The organism is Salarchaeum japonicum, from assembly GCF_049705945.1.
Lineage (GTDB): Archaea > Halobacteriota > Halobacteria > Halobacteriales > Halobacteriaceae > Salarchaeum > Salarchaeum japonicum_A.
The window spans coordinates 1,178,772-1,193,315 of the sequence record NZ_JBNAMV010000004.1; the positions used below are offsets into that span (position 1 = coordinate 1,178,772).

Here is a 14,544-nt window from a genome sequence, read left to right on the forward strand (position 1 = left end):
CTATTGTCCCTCGAAACCGACTCGTGGGTCGATTATCGTGTACAGGATGTCTTGAACGATGTTCATGATGACGAGCAGCAGGATGAAGACGTACATGAGCGCGCTCGCAAGCGGGATGTCGCCGTTCAGCATCGCTTGCAGGAACACGTAGCCGATACCGTTGATGGCGAACACGTACTCGATGAGCACGCTCCCGCCCACGAGCACGAACGCCTCCGCCGTGATGACGGGCACCAGGGGGATGAGGGCGTTCCGGAAGATGTGCTTCCAGACGATGGTGCGCGGCGGCAGCCCCTTCGCCTTCGCCATCTCGACGTAGTTCGAGTTCTTCGATTCGAGCATGGCGGTGCGGCCGATACGCATCTCGTTGCCCATGCTCGCGGACCCGAGCACGATGGACGCCGGGAGGATTTTCTTCGTCGCGGCGAGCAGGTTCTCCCAGTTCGGCATCGGCAGGCCGAGCGTCGTGTTCGGCCCGAGGAGCTGGCCGAGCTCGGGCGGCCCGATGACTTTCGTCTGGACGACCCAGGACTCCCAGTTGAACGGCTGGATGCCGCTGATCGCGGGGAGGCTGTTGAGGAAGTTCGCGATGCCGACGGTCGCGCCCTCGGACCCGGACAGGAACTGCATGATGATGACCGCGAGCCAGAAGTTCGGCATCGCGCGCCAGACGATACCGGTGAATGACGCGGTGTAGTCGCCGAACGTGTTCGGGTTGAGTCCCGCGTAGAACCCGAGCGGTATCCCGATGAACAGCGGGATGAGGACCGCCCACGCGCCCATCCACATCGTCCGGGGGAGGAACTGGACGATGATGTCGAATGCTGGCGTGGAGGGCGAGAACACGTAGGATTGCCCGAGGTTGAACGTCAGGAGGTCGGTCATGAAGTCGAAGTAGCGACTCCAGAGCGGTTCGTTCAAGTTCAGTTTCCGTCGAATCTCCTCAGCGGCGGGTCCGTTCGCGTTCCCGCGGCCGAGAATCGCCGATACCGGGTCGATCGGCCCTGCGTACAGGATGATGAACGTCAGGGACGTCCCGAAGATGACGACGGGAATCGAGAGGAGGATTCGTTTGAGGAGGTAGGCAAGCCTGTTCATGACTGTACCCACCGCCCCGTGCCAACCACTTCCATGTTGCGTGCGGTATTGTAGCCCGTGAGCCGTAATTAGGCCTGTCGCTTTCACTTCCCAATCGTCTGGATAAATGCGAAGCTACCCGCAGAAAATAAATAAACCAGTCGTGTTTCTTTTGTTACTCGTACTGTCCGCGGTCGCCGATGGAGACCTGATTGAACTTTGTCGAGGCCGTGCCCATCGGGCCGACACGAGGCTTGTCGACCCAGGGGTACGACATGTGCTCAGCATTCACGTGGAAGCAGTTGATGAACACCGCGTCCTCCCAGTTCGCTTTCTCCATGTCGACGTAGGCCTCAGCACGCGCCTGCTGCGCGTCCTCGCTTAGGCCGTAGTTGCTCGTGATGGTGTTCCAGGCTTCGCGAGCCTGCTCCGCGGCCGGCGTTCCCTCCCAGTTCGTGTAGGACACCGCGTTGTCCTTCTCGACCTGCGAGAACTGCGGGGCCATGAGCTGGAGGAAGTTGTCGCCGCCGGGGTAGTCCGCACCCCAGCCGAGCGTGTAGCCTTCGAGGTTGCCGTTGCGGCCGCGCTCGGTGAGCGTCGCGAACGGAACCTGCTCGTAGTTCATCTTGATGTGGCAGGACGCGAGCTTGTCACGCATGAGCTTCGTCTCCTCCGACCACGTCTGGGACTGGTAGGAGGTCATGGTGAACTCGTACTTGTTGTCTTGGCTGTAGCCGGCGTCCTCCATGACCTCGCGGGCCTTCTGGAGCATCGTCTCCGCCGCCTGGTTTTCACCGTATCCGTACGGGTAGTCCTGCGCCGCCTCGTTGTAGGCGGACGCGCCGCCGGGGTAGAGACCCGGAGGCAGGAAGAAGTACGCGGGCTTGTACGGACGGCCGAACACGGTGTTGACCATCTGGCGCGCGCTGAACGCGTACGCGAACGCCTTCCGCGCGGGCTTGATGACCTCGTCCGTGTTGAACGCGTAGTAGTACGTCGTGAGTTCGGACGTGCGGTAGTAGTCCGCGGTCAGGTCGTTGACGAGCGGACCGTACGTCCCGTAGGGGTGGCCGTTCTCGTCCGTGCCCTCGATGGTGATCTTGCTCGGGTCGTACTTCGAGGACGGAACGTTCGGGTGGTCTGCGTTGACGTTCTTGGTCGCGTACGTGTAGAGAGCGTTCGTCTTCTCGACGATCTGGAAGTGGACGCCCGCGACCTTCGCGGTCTCGCCGTGGAAGTCGTCGTAGCGTTCGAGGGTCGCTTCGGTACCCTTCGTCCACTTATCGAGCGTGAACGGACCGGTCCCCATCGGGCTCTCGGTCGCGTACTCGGACTGGCTGACCTCGCCACCGTAGCCGTCGATGTCGCCGACGTAGCCCTCCTTCTGGGCCGCGAAGGGGTCGTACGCCATCATTTCGAGCGCCGCGTAGAACGGCTGGGTGAGCTCGATCTTGAACGTGGTCTGGTCGACGGCTTCGACGCCGAGCGAACCGGAGACGTAGGAACCGTCGTCGTTCGTCTCGTGCGTGACGCCGAGCACGTTCAGGAGGAACGAGGCGCGGCGGCTGCTGTCGGAGGCCGCGAGGCGCTCCCACGAGTACACCATGTCGGACGCGGTGAACGACTCGCCGTCGTGGAACGTGACGTCCTCCTTGAGGTCGAACGTGATGACGGTGCTGTCGTCGTTGAGTTCGTAGCCCGTCGCGAGGAAGGTCTCCGCCGTCGTGTACGCGTTCGGGTAGACGGTGAGCGTATCGTACAGCTGGTGAATGAGATACGCCGACGCCTCGTCGGTCGAGGCGACGGGGTCGAGCGTCGTGATTGTGGAGTTCGTCCGCCGGTACGTCTTCTCCGAACTCCCACTGTCGCCGTCGTCGGTCGTGCCGGAAGTCGTGGTCTGCTCCGTCGTCGTGTCCGAGCTGCCGGAACAGCCCGCGAGCGCGGCCGCTGTTGCCGCGCCGCCGGTCGCCTGTAGGAAGCGACGCCGGCTGACGTTGTCATTGTCTGTCATCCGGGCAGTACTTGCCACCCCAATATGATAAAGTTGCTGATTTAGGGGTTTCTGCGGGGTATGGTTGGAGATTATCGGTTCTACTGCTCTTTGGTTGACTATTGTTAACCGTTGACGTGGCAACTGTCGGAACGACGGGGTTAAATAGGACTGGTACAACGTACCATATGTCATGGCAACCTCTGCCACTGCCGTCCCGGCTTCCGGCGCTGATGTGATGGCCTCGATAGACGACGATGGCCCGACGGAGCGCCTCGTCATCGCGGACGTCTCGCGTGACGACGCGTGGGTAACCATCGATGCACGGGACGCAGCACCGCTCGCCGACTGGCGATAACCCACCTTTTTCCCGACTCCCGGTTTCCCTTCGACTATGGACTACCGCGAAGTCACCACGACGCGCGAATTCCTCGCTCGGATGGAACACGGCGCGGACTGGCGCGAGGAGATTGAGAGCCTCGCCCGCGACGAGGGCGTCGAGGCCGGCTGGTTCGTCGCGATGGGCGCCGTACAGGACGCGGAACTCTGGTACTACGACCAGGACGACTTCGAGTACAAGCCCGCTCGCTTCGACGAACCGCTGGAGGTCGCGGCGTGCGTCGGCAACGTCTCCCTGCTCGACGGGGACGTGTTCGCCCACACGCACGCGGTGCTCTCCCGGAAGTCCGGGCAGGCGCTCGCCGGCCACCTCGACCGCGCGACGGTGTTCGCGGGCGAGGTCTCCCTCCGCGAGTTCGAGACGCCGCTGGAACGCGAGCACGACGACGTGACCGACCTCGACCTCTGGCTGTAGCGCGGGCGTGGGTATCCCCGCCGACCGAACCCTCGAAAACACCACAAACGTGCATATTCTTGGGTGTGTTTGGCGGTGACAATTCATGCACGTGCAGAAACCTTTAGGCGGATGGGCCGACTCCACCACCACATGAAGGTACTCGTCACGGACCCCATCGCGGACGCCGGTCTGGAGCGACTGCGCGACGCCGGCCACGAGGTCGTCGAAGCCTACGAAATCGAGGGCGACGCCCTCCTCGACGCCGTCGCCGACGCGAACGGCCTCATCGTCCGCTCCGGAACCAAAGTCACCCGCGAGGTGTTCGAACACGCGCCCGACCTCCGAATCGTCGGCCGCGCCGGCATCGGCGTGGACAACATCGACATCGACGCCGCCACCGACCACGGCGTCATCGTCGCCAACGCCCCCGAGGGGAACGTCCGCGCCGCCGCCGAACACACCGTCGCCATGATGTTCGCCACCGCCCGCTCCATCCCGCAGGCCCACGCCCGCCTCACCGACGGCGAATGGGCGAAAGGCGACTTCCTGGGAACCGAACTCAACGGCAAGACGCTCGGCATCGTCGGCCTGGGCCGCGTCGGCCAGGAGGTCGCGAAACGCCTCGGCAGCGTCGGCATGGACCTCGTCGCGTACGACCCCTACATCGGCGAGGACCGCGCGAACCAGCTCGGCGCCGAACTCGTCGACCTCGACGACTGCCTTGACGCCGCGGACTTCGTCACCGTCCACGTCCCGCTCACGGACGAAACCCACCACCTCATCGGCGAGGACGAACTCGCCCAGGTCGAGGGCGGCTACCTCGTGAACGTCGCGCGTGGCGGCGTCGTGGACGAGGCCGCGCTCGCCGAAGCCGTTCAGGACGGCGTGCTCAAGGGCGCGGCGCTCGACGTGTTCGAGGACGAACCCCTGAGCCAGAACTCGCCGCTCCTCGACGTCGAGGACATCATCACAACGCCCCACCTCGGCGCGTCGACCGAAGCGGCGCAGGAACACGTCGCCACCACCACCGCCGACCAGGTCGTCGCCGCGCTCGCCGATCAGCCAGTGCTGAACGCGCTGAACGCGCCGAGCGTCGACGAGACCGCGTACGAGCGCATCGAGCCCTACATCGACCTCGCCGAGACCGCCGGAAAGGTCGCCGCTCAGCTGTTCGGCGAGCGCATCGACAGCATCGAAGTGACGTACGCCGGCGACATCGCCGACGAGGACCTCGACCTCGTCACCGCGAGCGCGCAGAAGGGCGTCTTCGAGCCGCTGGAGTGGAACGTGAACGCCGTCAACGCCCCCCGAGTCGCTGAGGAACGCGGCATCGACGTGACCGAATCCAAGACGCACACGACCGAGGACTTCCAGAGCCTCCTCACCGTCACCGTCGGCGTCGACGACCGCGAACTCTCCGTCTCCGGCACCCTCTTCACCGGCAACGAACCCCGCCTCGTCTCCATCGACGGCTACCGCGTCGACGCCATCCCCCACGGCACGATGCTCGTCGCGCGCAACCGAGACGAACCCGGCGTCATCGGCCTCATCGGTACCGTGCTCGGCGAGAGCGACATCAACATCGCCGGCATGTTCAACGCCCGCGAAACCATCGGCGGCGAAGCGCTCACCGTCTACAACCTCGACAACCCCGTCCCCGAGAACGTGCGCGCCGACCTCGAAGCCGACGACCGCATCATCAACGTCCAAGAGATCGACCTGAACGGCGACTAAGCGCCTTCAGCGCGTTCCGCACGCTCCCCGCTGCTCCCCGGTCTGTTCTCCGTCCGCTCCGTGTCGGTCTCGAACGTGAATCGCGCACCGCCGGTGTCGGCGTTGTCCAGCGCGACCGTCCAGTCGTGCGCGTCCACGATGGCCTGTACGATGGAGAGGCCGAGCCCGGTTCCGCCGTCGTTCGTCGTGTACCCCGTCTCGAACACGGTCTCGCGCTCGCTCTCGGGAATTCCCGACCCGTCGTCCGACACGACGAACCCCGACTCGGTCGCGCGGACCGTGACGGTGTCCGCGTCGCCGTGTGCGACCGCGTTCCGAAAGAGGTTCTCCAGCAGACTCCGGAACTGCGAGCGGTCCGCGAGCACCGTCCCCGTGGACTCGACGACGAGCGACGCGTCCCCGGTCTCGGCTGTCTCCCACGCGGCCGCCGCGACCGTCTCGACGTCGACGCGCTCGCGCTCCGGCACGCCGAGGTCGGTTCGCGCGGCTCGAACCGTGCTATCGACGACGCGTTCGACGCGGTCCAGCGCGCGCTCGGCGCGCTCGAAGTCCGCCGCGCTCCCGGTCTCCCTCGCGAGTTCGAGCGACCCCATCGCCACCGTCAGCGGACTCCGCACGTCGTGACTGATGGTGTCCGCCACCCGGTTCAGGCGGTTGTTCTCCCGCGCGAGCTCGCGGCGCTTGCGTTCGAGCTCCGTCATGTCCCGCAGTCGGACGAGCGCGCCGTCGTTGTCGAGCGCGCGCTCCGTGACCGTCACCCAGCGCTCGCGGCCGTCCGCGTCTGTCACCGAAACCGCCGTCTCCTCGCCGGCCTGGCGAACCCGTTCAGGGAGCACGGCGTCGACGTGCGCGCCGACCACGTCCGACGCGTCAAGCAACCGTTCGGCCGCGCTGTTCGCGTCCGCGACGCGCCCGGCGGCGTCCACGACGAGCACGCCGTCGTCCAGTTCCTCCACGAGCGTGTCCCGCGCGACCGGCACCACGTCGAGGAACGCGTGCCGGGAGAGCGCGTACCCGAACGCGACCGCGGTGAGGCCGACGAACGCCTCGGGCTCGAACGGACTCTCGCCCGAGAAGTACGCGACCTGCGCGACCGCGGGCACGCTCACGCCGACGAGAACCGCGACGACCTGTCCGCGGACCGCGGGCGGCGACCGGACGAGCGCGCCGAGCAGCAGCGCCGTCCCGAGCGTGTTCGTCACCCCGAAGTACGCCCACGCCACCCAGAACCACGGCCCGAACTCGCGGACGAGCGTCGCGACGCCGCCCGCCTGTTCGAGGGTGGCGCTCGTCCGCAGGAACCCGTGCATCCCGTTCGTCCACGCGAGCGCGAGTGTCACGACCGGAACGACGCAGAGGAGCGCGACCGTCCGACGGGTGAGCCAGTCGTCGCGGTCGGCGTACTGCGCGGCGAACACCAGCCACGCGACCGGGGCGACCGCGATGCCGACGTACTGGACGTCCACCGCCAGAAGCTTCCCGGGAAGCGTCGTCGCCGCGGCCTGCGCCCCGTTCCCGAGAGCCCACACCGCTGACGCGACGAGGAACGCGGTGAGCGCTCGCGCGCCCGGCGCGGACCGGAGCCGCCACGAGTAGCCGGCGACGAGCAGCGCGGCCGCTCCGGACAGCGACGACAGCCAGACTGCGGCCGATACCTGCATCCCCCTCTCCCTCTCTACGCGACTACCGGACGCCCACCGGAATAAGAATACCGCCTAGAGCGCGTCGAGCACGCCGTCCGCGTCAGCCGGCACCGGCACCGGCTCGGAGCCGGCGGCGGCCGCGGCGTCCGGGTCCTTCAGCAGGTGGCCGGTCGTGAGACAGACGACGCGTTCGTCCGCGTCGATTTCGCCCGCGTCGCGGAGTTTCCGCACGCCCGCCACCGACGCCGCGGACGCCGGTTCGACGCCGACGCCCTCCCGGGCGAGCGCGCGCTGTGCGTCCGTGATTTCGTCGTCGTCCACGGCGACGGCGGTGCCGTCGGTCGCGCGAATCCCGGGCAGCGCCTTCGGCGCGTTCACCGGGTTCCCGATGCGGATGGCGGTCGCGCGCGTCTCCACATCGCTCCACGGCTGCACTTCGTCCCAGCCGTTCTCCACCGCTTCGACCATCGGCGCCGCGCCCGCGGCCTGCACGCCCGTCAGCTTCGGCATCTCCGAGTCGTCCATCGCGCCCGCCGCGACGAGTTCGCGGAAGCACTTGTACAATGCCGCGGTGTTCCCCGCGTTCCCCACCGGAAGCGCGATGCGGTCCGGGTACTCGCCGGTCGCCGCCTTCGACTGTTCGAGGATTTCGAGCCCGATGGTCTTCTGGCCCTCCAGCCGGAACGGATTGAGGCTGTTCAGGAGGTAGGCTTCGCCGCGGTCCGCGAGTTCGGCGACCACGTCGAGGCAGTCGTCGAAGTTCCCGTCGACCTCGCAGATCTTCGCGCCGTGCAGGCTCGCCTGCGCGACCTTCCCCGCCGCGACCTTCCCCGCGGGCAGGAGCACGAGCACCTGACTGCCCGCGCGGGTGCCGTAGCACGCGAGCGCCGCGGACGTGTTCCCGGTGGAGGCACACGCGAGACGCCCGACGCCGAGTTCGCCCGCGACCTTCACGCCGACCGTCATCCCGCGGTCCTTGAAACTCCCCGTGGGGTTCATGCCCTCGTGCTTCACGCGGAGGTCGGCCAGTCCGAGGTCGTCCTCGATGCCGGGGACGGTGTAGAGCGGCGTGTCCCCCTCCTCGATGCTCACGCCGGATTCGAAGGGGAGCGCGGCGCTGTACCGCCAGACGCCACGCCCCTCGAACTCGCTCCAGTCCGGATAGTCGTCGTAGCGCGCTTCGAGCAGGCCGTCGCAGTCGGGGCATCGGTAGACGACGTCGTCGAACGGCGCGACCGCGTTCCCGCACTCGATGCACGCGAGCCAGACGCCGTCGTCCGCTTCCGGCGGCGTCGGCACGTCGAGACTGAGGTCGGTCATTGTCGGACGTGCGCGGCCGAGCCACAAATAGGGGGCGCTTCGCGCAACTACACCAGTTCGAGGAGCAGGCCGTTCTGGCCGTGCATCCGGTTCTCCGCCTGCCGCCACACGACCGCTCGCTCGCTCTCCAGCACGCTCTCGGTGATTTCCTCGCCGCGGTGCGCGGGCAGACAGTGCATCACCTTCGCGTTCGTTCCCACGAGTAGCTCCTCGTTCACCTGGTAGGGCTGGAGGGCGTCGAGGCGTTCCTCGCGTTCGTCCTCGTCGCCCATGCTCACCCACACGTCCGTGTAGACGATGTCGGCGTCGGCGACCGCTTCCGCGGGGTCGGCGGTCGCGGTGACGGTGCCGGGGTAGTCGCTCGCGCGGTCGAACACGCCGCCGTCGAGCGCGTACGCGTCCGGCGTGGCGACGGAGACGTCGTGGCCGCGCATCGCCGCGCCGACGACGAACGACGCGGCGACGTTGTTCCCGTCCCCGACCCAGGCGACGGAAGCGTCCTCGCCCACGACTTCCTCGACGGTGAGGAGGTCGGCGAGCGTTTGCACCGGATGGGATTCGTCCGAGAGGCCGTTCACGACCGGAATGTCCGAGTAGGACGCGAGCGTTTCGAGCGTCTCGTGGTCGTCCACGCGCGCCATCACGGCGTCGGCGTAGCACGCGAGCGCCCGGGCGGTGTCCTGCACGGGTTCGCCGCGCCCGAGCTGGATGTCGTCCTTCCCGAGGAAGACGGCGTGTCCGCCGAGCTTCGTCATTCCGACCTCGAAGCTCACGCGGGTTCGGGTGCTCGCCTTCTCGAACAGCATCGCGAGGCTCGTATCGGCGAGCGGGGTTCCGTCGTAGTCGCCCTTCAGGTCGCGGGCGCTGGTGAGCACGCTATCCAACTCCGTGGGCGTGAGGTCGTCTATAGTCAGGAAGTGCATAGGCGGTCTGCGGTCGCCGAGAGCACCCGGACGCTCCGGTCGTACTCGGCGAGATCGAGGTGTTCGTTCGGCGTGTGGTCCAACTCGGAGTCGCCGGGGCCATAGGTCGCCATCGGGCAGTCCCAGGCCGCGGCGTACACGTTCATGTCGCTCGTCCCGGTCTTCCGGACGTGCCCCGGACTCCCGCCCTCCTCGCGGATGGCGGCGCGGAGCGCGCCAGCGACCGGCGTACGTGCGGACGCCATCACCGGCTGGTAGTGCTGGTCGTAGGAGACGCTCCCGTGCTCGGTGAGGCCCGCGAGCGTTTCCTTCACGTCGTCCGCGCTCGTCTCCGGCGGCAGGCGGAACGACGCGGTGAGCGTGGCGTCCACGCTTAGGCCATCCCCGCTCGTCCCGCCGGTGAGGTCGAGCGGCGTCGGCGTCACCGTCTCGAACACGGACTCGGACTCTTCCGCGAACGCTCTCCGGACGTTCTCCCACCACGCGGTCGCGTGGTCGATGGCGTTCGGCTCCGGGAGCGACCCGTGCGCCGTCGGCGTCTCCACCTCGTAGCGCGCCGGAAGGAGGCCGCGGTAGCCGAGCGTCACGGCGTCCCAGCCGGAGGGTTCGCCGTTCACCACGGCGTCCGGTTCGTCGCGGTTCGCGACGAGGTGGCGCGCGCCCCGGGAGTCGCGCTCCTCGCCGACGACGCCGACGAACGACGCGCCGGTTTCGACGGCGGCGGTCGCCATCGCCGCGAGCGGTCCCTTCGCGTCCACGCTCCCCCGGCCGTAGAGGGTGTCGTCCTCGACGCGCACCTCGATGTCGCCGGGGACGGTGTCCACGTGGGACGTGAGGAGCACGGAGTCGTCGGCGGGCGCGCGGACGTTTCCGACCGCGTCGACCCGGACCTCGCGGTCGTGGGACTCGAAGAAGTCGACGAGCACGGCGGCCGCCGCGGCTTCGTCGCCGGACACCGAGGGCGTCTCGACGAGGTCGCGGAGCAGGCTCCGGGTCATCCGACCACCGATTCGAGCGCGTCGGCAACCGTCGTGCAGTGCTCCTCAGTCGCGACGAGCGGCGGGAGGAACCGCACGACCGTCCGTCCGGTCGGGAGCGCGAGCACGCCGTGGTTCAGCGCGAGGTCGCGCAGCGCGCGGTTCGCCCCGCGTTTCACCTCGACACCCACGAGCAAGCCCTCGCCGCGCACGTCCCGGAGGTCGTCGATGTCGCCCAGCCGGTTCTTGAACGTCTCGCCCAGGCTGGCGGCGTGCGCGGGCAAGTCCTCCTCGACGATGGCGTCGAGCGTGGCGTTCGCGGCCGCGCAGACCACGGGGCCGCCGGAGAACGTCGAGCCGTGCGACCCGGCGTCCTCGGCGATCCAGTCCGCGCAGAGCGTGGCGGCGACGGGCAGGCCGTTCCCCAGGCCCTTCGCCGTGGTGAGGATGTCGGGCGTGACGCCCGCGTCCTCGCACGCCCAGAGCGTTCCCGTGCGGCCGAGCCCGGTCTGAATCTCGTCGAACACGAGCGCCGCGCCCGCCGCGTCGGTCGCGTCACGCGCGGCCTCGAGGTAGCCGTCCGGAGCGGGGTTGATGCCGCCCTCGCCCTGCACGGGTTCGAGGATGACCGCCGCGGTGTCCTCCGTGACCGCCTCGGCGAGCGCCTCCGAATCACCGTACGGGACGTGCGTGAACCCCTCGGGGAGCGGCCCGAACCCTTCCTTGTACTCGTCCTTCCACGTCGCCGCGAGCGACCCCATCGTCCGCCCGTGGAACGCGCGGGTCGCCGCGACGATTTCTGAATTTCCGGTGGCGTGCCGCGCGAACTTCAACGCGGCCTCGTTCGCTTCAGTTCCCGAGTTGCAGAGCCAGACGTTCGAGCAGTCGCCCGGCCCGAGCGCGCCGAGGCGCTCGTAGAGGCCGTCGCGGGCGTCCACGGGATACGACCCCTGGACGAACGTCAACTCCGCGACCTGTTCCTGAACGGCGTCGACGACGGCGGGATGGCTGTGCCCCAGCGGTGTACACGCGTAACTCGCGCCGAAGTCGAGGTACGCGTTCCCGTCGTCGTCGTGGAGGTGGACGCCGTCGCCGGACTCGATACGGATGGGTTTCTCGCCGAAGACGAACGACGCCTCAGGCATCGGTCTCACCTCCGAGCGCGCCCGGCGTGAAGTGCGTGCCGCGGCCGGAGAGCGCGGAGACGATGGGGTCGTTCGCGTTCGCGTCCGCGATGGTCACGGACGCCGCGCCCCCGTCGAGCGCTTCCGTCGCCGCGAGCACCTTCTTCGACATGAACCCCTCCGCGTACTCCTCGACCGCATCGAGACCCTCAGGGGACTCGACGGTGTCCACGAGCGTCCCGGGGTCGTCCGGGTCCGCGTACACGCCCGCGACGTCCGTGAGAACCACGAGGTCGGCGTCGAGCGCGCCAGCGACCGCCGCCGCCGCGCGGTCCGCGTCCGCGTTCACCGGCACGCCAGCCTCCGCGAGCATCGGGAGCGAAACGACCGGAACGTACTCGTCGAGCAAGGTGTCGAGCAAATCCGTGTTCACGTCCGTTATCTTCCCGGAGTGGTCGCCCCGGCGAATCTTCTTCTTCCCGTCCTCCACGACCTTCACCATCGACTTCCGCGGGCCGGTGAGAAGTGCGCCGTCCACGCCCGACACGCCCACCGCGGGCACGCCGGTGTCCTGGAGTGCGGCGACTAGGTCGGTGTTCACGCCAGCCATCGCCATCGTGAACGCGTCCATCGTCTCCGCGTCCGTGAACCGACCCGTCATCCCCGAGGGGGATTCCACGTAGTCCGGTTCGATGTCGAGGTCGTCGAGCAGGTCGTCCACCGCGGTCGACCCGCCGTGCACGACCACCACGTCCTCGTCGTTCAACACGAGGTGCGCGATGTCCGTCAGCGCGCCCGCCGGGTTCACGGCGCGCGCGCCGCCGATTTTGACGACTAACGTCATGGCGCCCCCACGGGATGGAGTCCGTCGAACTCCAGGCCCGATGTCTCGTCGATGCCGAGCGCGACGTTCGCCGCGTGCACGGCCTGTCCCGCCGAGCCTTTCATCATGTTGTCGATGGCGGAGAACACGACGACGCGGCCGTTGCGCTCGTCGAGTTCGAACCCGATGTCGGCGTAGTTCGTGCCGGCCACCGCCTTCGGTTCGGGATAGCGGTAGACGCCACCACTTCCGGCGACGAGGCGGACGAACGGTTCGTCCTCGTAGCACTCGCGGAACGCCTGCCAGAGGTCGCCCGTTCCGGGGAGGTCCTCGGGGTAGACGTGGCAGGTCGCGGCCGCGCCGCGCGTCATGTCCACCGCGTGCGCGGTGAACCCGACTTGGACGCCGAGTTCCTGTTCGATTTCGGCCTCGTGGCGGTGGCCGGTCGGCGCGTACGGCCGCACGACGCCCGAACGCTCGGGATGCGAGGACGCCGCGCCGCCGCCCGCACCGCCCTCCGACGAGCCGACTTTCACGTCGACGGTCACGTCCGCGCCGTCGAGGATGCCCGCGTCAGCGAGCGGTTTCAGTCCCAGAATCGTCGCGGTCGCGTTACAGCCGCCCGACGCCACCAACTCCGCGCCCGGCAAGTCCTCGCGGTGGAGTTCGGGGAGCGCGTACACGCCGTCCGCGATGTGTTCGGGCGCGCTGTGGCCGTCGTACCACTCATCGTACTGGTCTTCGGAATCGAGGCGGAAATCCGCCGAGAGGTCGACCACGAGGTCGGCGAGGTCGCGGTACTCCTCGACGTGCTCCATCGTCACACCGTGCGGCGCGGCGACGAACAGCACGTCTAGCGAGTCGAGGTCGTCCGGATGCGAGAAGCGGAGGTCGAGTCCGCGGAGGTTTGGATGGACGCTCCCCAGCGTCTTGTTCGCGTACTCGCGGCTCGTCGCGGTCGTGAGTTCGAACTCGGGATGCGAATCGACGAGCCGGCAGAGCTCGCCGCCCGTGAACCCCGACGCACCGACGACGCCGACCTTCATGCCGGCACCCCCGTCTCGGCTTTCGCCTCCAGCCAGTCAACCACGGCCGCGGGCACGTCGATGTCGACGCAGTCGTTCAGCGCCTTGAACTCGACCGTGTGGTTCACCTCGTGCACGGTGTACGAGGGGTCTCGCGGCTCGTCGCCGCTCGACTGTTCCGCGGCGCTCCGCGCCGCGTTGGTCTCCATCAGGTCCACACCTAGGAGGCCGCCGCCGACCGCGTCGCTCGCGCGTTCGACGAGGGATTCGACCTCGGGCGTGAGCTCGAACTCCTTGGTCTTCGCGCCCTTCGCGGCGTTGGTGAGCCAGTGGTCGGCCGAGCGCGTCATCGCGGCGACCGGCTCGCCGTCCAGCGCGACGACGCGGATGTCGCGGCCGGGTTTCTCCACGTACTCCTGAACGTAGAACACCTTGTGCTCGTAGTGGCCGAGCGTGGCCTTGTGTTCGAGCACGGCTTCGGCGGCGCTCCGGGATTCGAGTTTCGCCATCAGGCGACCCCACGACCCGACGACGGGCTTGACGACGCAGGGATACCCGAACTCCTCGATGGCGGAGAGCGCGCTGTCCGTGTCGAACGCCACGGTCGTCTCCGGCGTCGGGACGCCCGCGTCGTCGAGCGCGATGCTCGTCTTCGCCTTGTCCGCGCAGAGGTCGGCGGTGTCCGGCGAGTTCACGACCGGAACGCCGTAGCTGTCGACGAACTGGGTGGCGTACCGGCTGCGGCTGGTGGCGAGACACCGGTCGAGCACGATGTCGAGGTCCGCGACGCCCTCGGGGGGGTCGCCGACGCCGAACTCGAGCTTGCGAACGTCGAGCTTCTCGACGGTGTGGCCGCGCTCGCGGAGTTCGGAGAGGAGGAGCTTCTCGTCCTTCCGTATCCGCGAGTAGAGGATGCCGATGTTCACGCTACTCCCCCCAGTCCTCGTCGAGCTCGGGAGCCCGGTCGAGGACGGGAGGCTCGGTGTCGACGACTTCGAGTTCCTGGCCGCAGGTGTCACAGTCGACGATCTCTCCGACTTCGAGGTCCTCGTGCAGGGAGACTTCCGCCCCGCACTCGACACAGTCTGTCATACACTCACGAGTACCGACTA

General features: G+C 68.0%; 14 protein-coding genes. 3 read left to right on the top strand and 11 right to left on the bottom strand.

The genetic code is table 11. The annotated features are described in order from the left end of the window. Positions 1-1,098 (bottom strand): ABC transporter permease, encoded by a 1,098-nt coding sequence (locus ACOZ4O_RS08025; protein ID WP_424524787.1) that lies wholly within the window; start codon positions 1,096-1,098, stop codon positions 1-3. 154 nt (positions 1,099-1,252) lie between these two features. Further along, positions 1,253-3,088 (bottom strand): ABC transporter substrate-binding protein, encoded by a 1,836-nt coding sequence (locus ACOZ4O_RS08030; RefSeq protein WP_424524788.1) that lies wholly within the window; start codon positions 3,086-3,088, stop codon positions 1,253-1,255. A gap of 172 nt (positions 3,089-3,260) precedes the next feature. On the opposite strand from ACOZ4O_RS08030, the gene ACOZ4O_RS08035 reads away from it, so the two are divergent. The 3 genes from ACOZ4O_RS08035 to serA all read left to right on the top strand — a co-directional run bounded on the left by ACOZ4O_RS08035 (position 3,261) and on the right by serA (position 5,597). Next, positions 3,261-3,425 carry a DUF7556 family protein gene (locus tag ACOZ4O_RS08035; protein WP_424524789.1) on the top strand — a complete coding sequence of 55 codons (165 nt, stop codon included), beginning with the start codon at positions 3,261-3,263 and terminating at the stop codon, positions 3,423-3,425. Between the two features lie 36 nt (positions 3,426-3,461). Beyond that, a complete protein-coding gene (locus ACOZ4O_RS08040) occupies positions 3,462-3,881 on the top strand; it encodes a PPC domain-containing DNA-binding protein (RefSeq protein ID WP_424524790.1) in 420 nt (139 codons plus the stop codon). A 132-nt stretch (positions 3,882-4,013) separates the two neighbouring features. Next, positions 4,014-5,597, top strand: coding sequence for a phosphoglycerate dehydrogenase (gene serA, locus ACOZ4O_RS08045; protein ID WP_424524791.1), 1,584 nt, complete (start codon positions 4,014-4,016; stop codon positions 5,595-5,597). Here the strand turns inward: serA and ACOZ4O_RS08050 are convergent. The 9 genes from ACOZ4O_RS08050 to lysW are packed head-to-tail and all read right to left on the bottom strand — an operon-like array spanning position 5,594 to position 14,524. Then, a complete protein-coding gene (locus ACOZ4O_RS08050) occupies positions 5,594-7,258 on the bottom strand; it encodes a histidine kinase N-terminal 7TM domain-containing protein (protein WP_424524792.1) in 1,665 nt (554 codons plus the stop codon). The genes serA and ACOZ4O_RS08050 overlap by 4 nt on opposite strands. Positions 7,259-7,312: 54 nt before the next feature. Then, the gene (gene thrC, locus ACOZ4O_RS08055; protein ID WP_424524793.1) at positions 7,313-8,560 is read right to left on the bottom strand and encodes a threonine synthase; all 1,248 of its coding nucleotides are present in this window, start codon (positions 8,558-8,560) and stop codon (positions 7,313-7,315) included. 47 nt (positions 8,561-8,607) lie between these two features. Next, positions 8,608-9,483 (bottom strand): ornithine carbamoyltransferase, encoded by an 876-nt coding sequence (gene argF, locus ACOZ4O_RS08060; RefSeq protein ID WP_424524794.1) that lies wholly within the window; start codon positions 9,481-9,483, stop codon positions 8,608-8,610. After that, positions 9,471-10,481, bottom strand: coding sequence for a [LysW]-lysine hydrolase (locus tag ACOZ4O_RS08065; RefSeq protein ID WP_424524795.1), 1,011 nt, complete (start codon positions 10,479-10,481; stop codon positions 9,471-9,473). The genes argF and ACOZ4O_RS08065 overlap by 13 nt, the downstream gene beginning before the upstream one ends. Beyond that, a complete protein-coding gene (locus ACOZ4O_RS08070) occupies positions 10,478-11,605 on the bottom strand; it encodes an aspartate aminotransferase family protein (RefSeq protein ID WP_424524796.1) in 1,128 nt (375 codons plus the stop codon). Before ACOZ4O_RS08070 ends, ACOZ4O_RS08065 begins: the two co-directional genes overlap by 4 nt. Then, the gene (locus ACOZ4O_RS08075; protein ID WP_424524797.1) at positions 11,598-12,428 is read right to left on the bottom strand and encodes an acetylglutamate/acetylaminoadipate kinase; all 831 of its coding nucleotides are present in this window, start codon (positions 12,426-12,428) and stop codon (positions 11,598-11,600) included. The genes ACOZ4O_RS08070 and ACOZ4O_RS08075 overlap by 8 nt, the downstream gene beginning before the upstream one ends. Further along, the gene (gene argC / locus ACOZ4O_RS08080) at positions 12,425-13,453 is read right to left on the bottom strand and encodes an N-acetyl-gamma-glutamyl-phosphate reductase (RefSeq protein WP_424524798.1); all 1,029 of its coding nucleotides are present in this window, start codon (positions 13,451-13,453) and stop codon (positions 12,425-12,427) included. Before argC ends, ACOZ4O_RS08075 begins: the two co-directional genes overlap by 4 nt. Then, positions 13,450-14,358, bottom strand: a complete 909-nt coding sequence (gene lysX, locus ACOZ4O_RS08085; protein ID WP_424524799.1) for a lysine biosynthesis protein LysX — start codon at positions 14,356-14,358, stop codon at positions 13,450-13,452. The genes argC and lysX overlap by 4 nt, the downstream gene beginning before the upstream one ends. A gap of 1 nt (position 14,359) precedes the next feature. Beyond that, positions 14,360-14,524: a lysine biosynthesis protein LysW gene (gene lysW, locus ACOZ4O_RS08090; RefSeq protein ID WP_424524800.1), complete on the bottom strand. Its 165-nt coding sequence runs from the start codon at positions 14,522-14,524 to the stop codon at positions 14,360-14,362. Positions 14,525-14,544 lie beyond the last annotated feature (20 nt).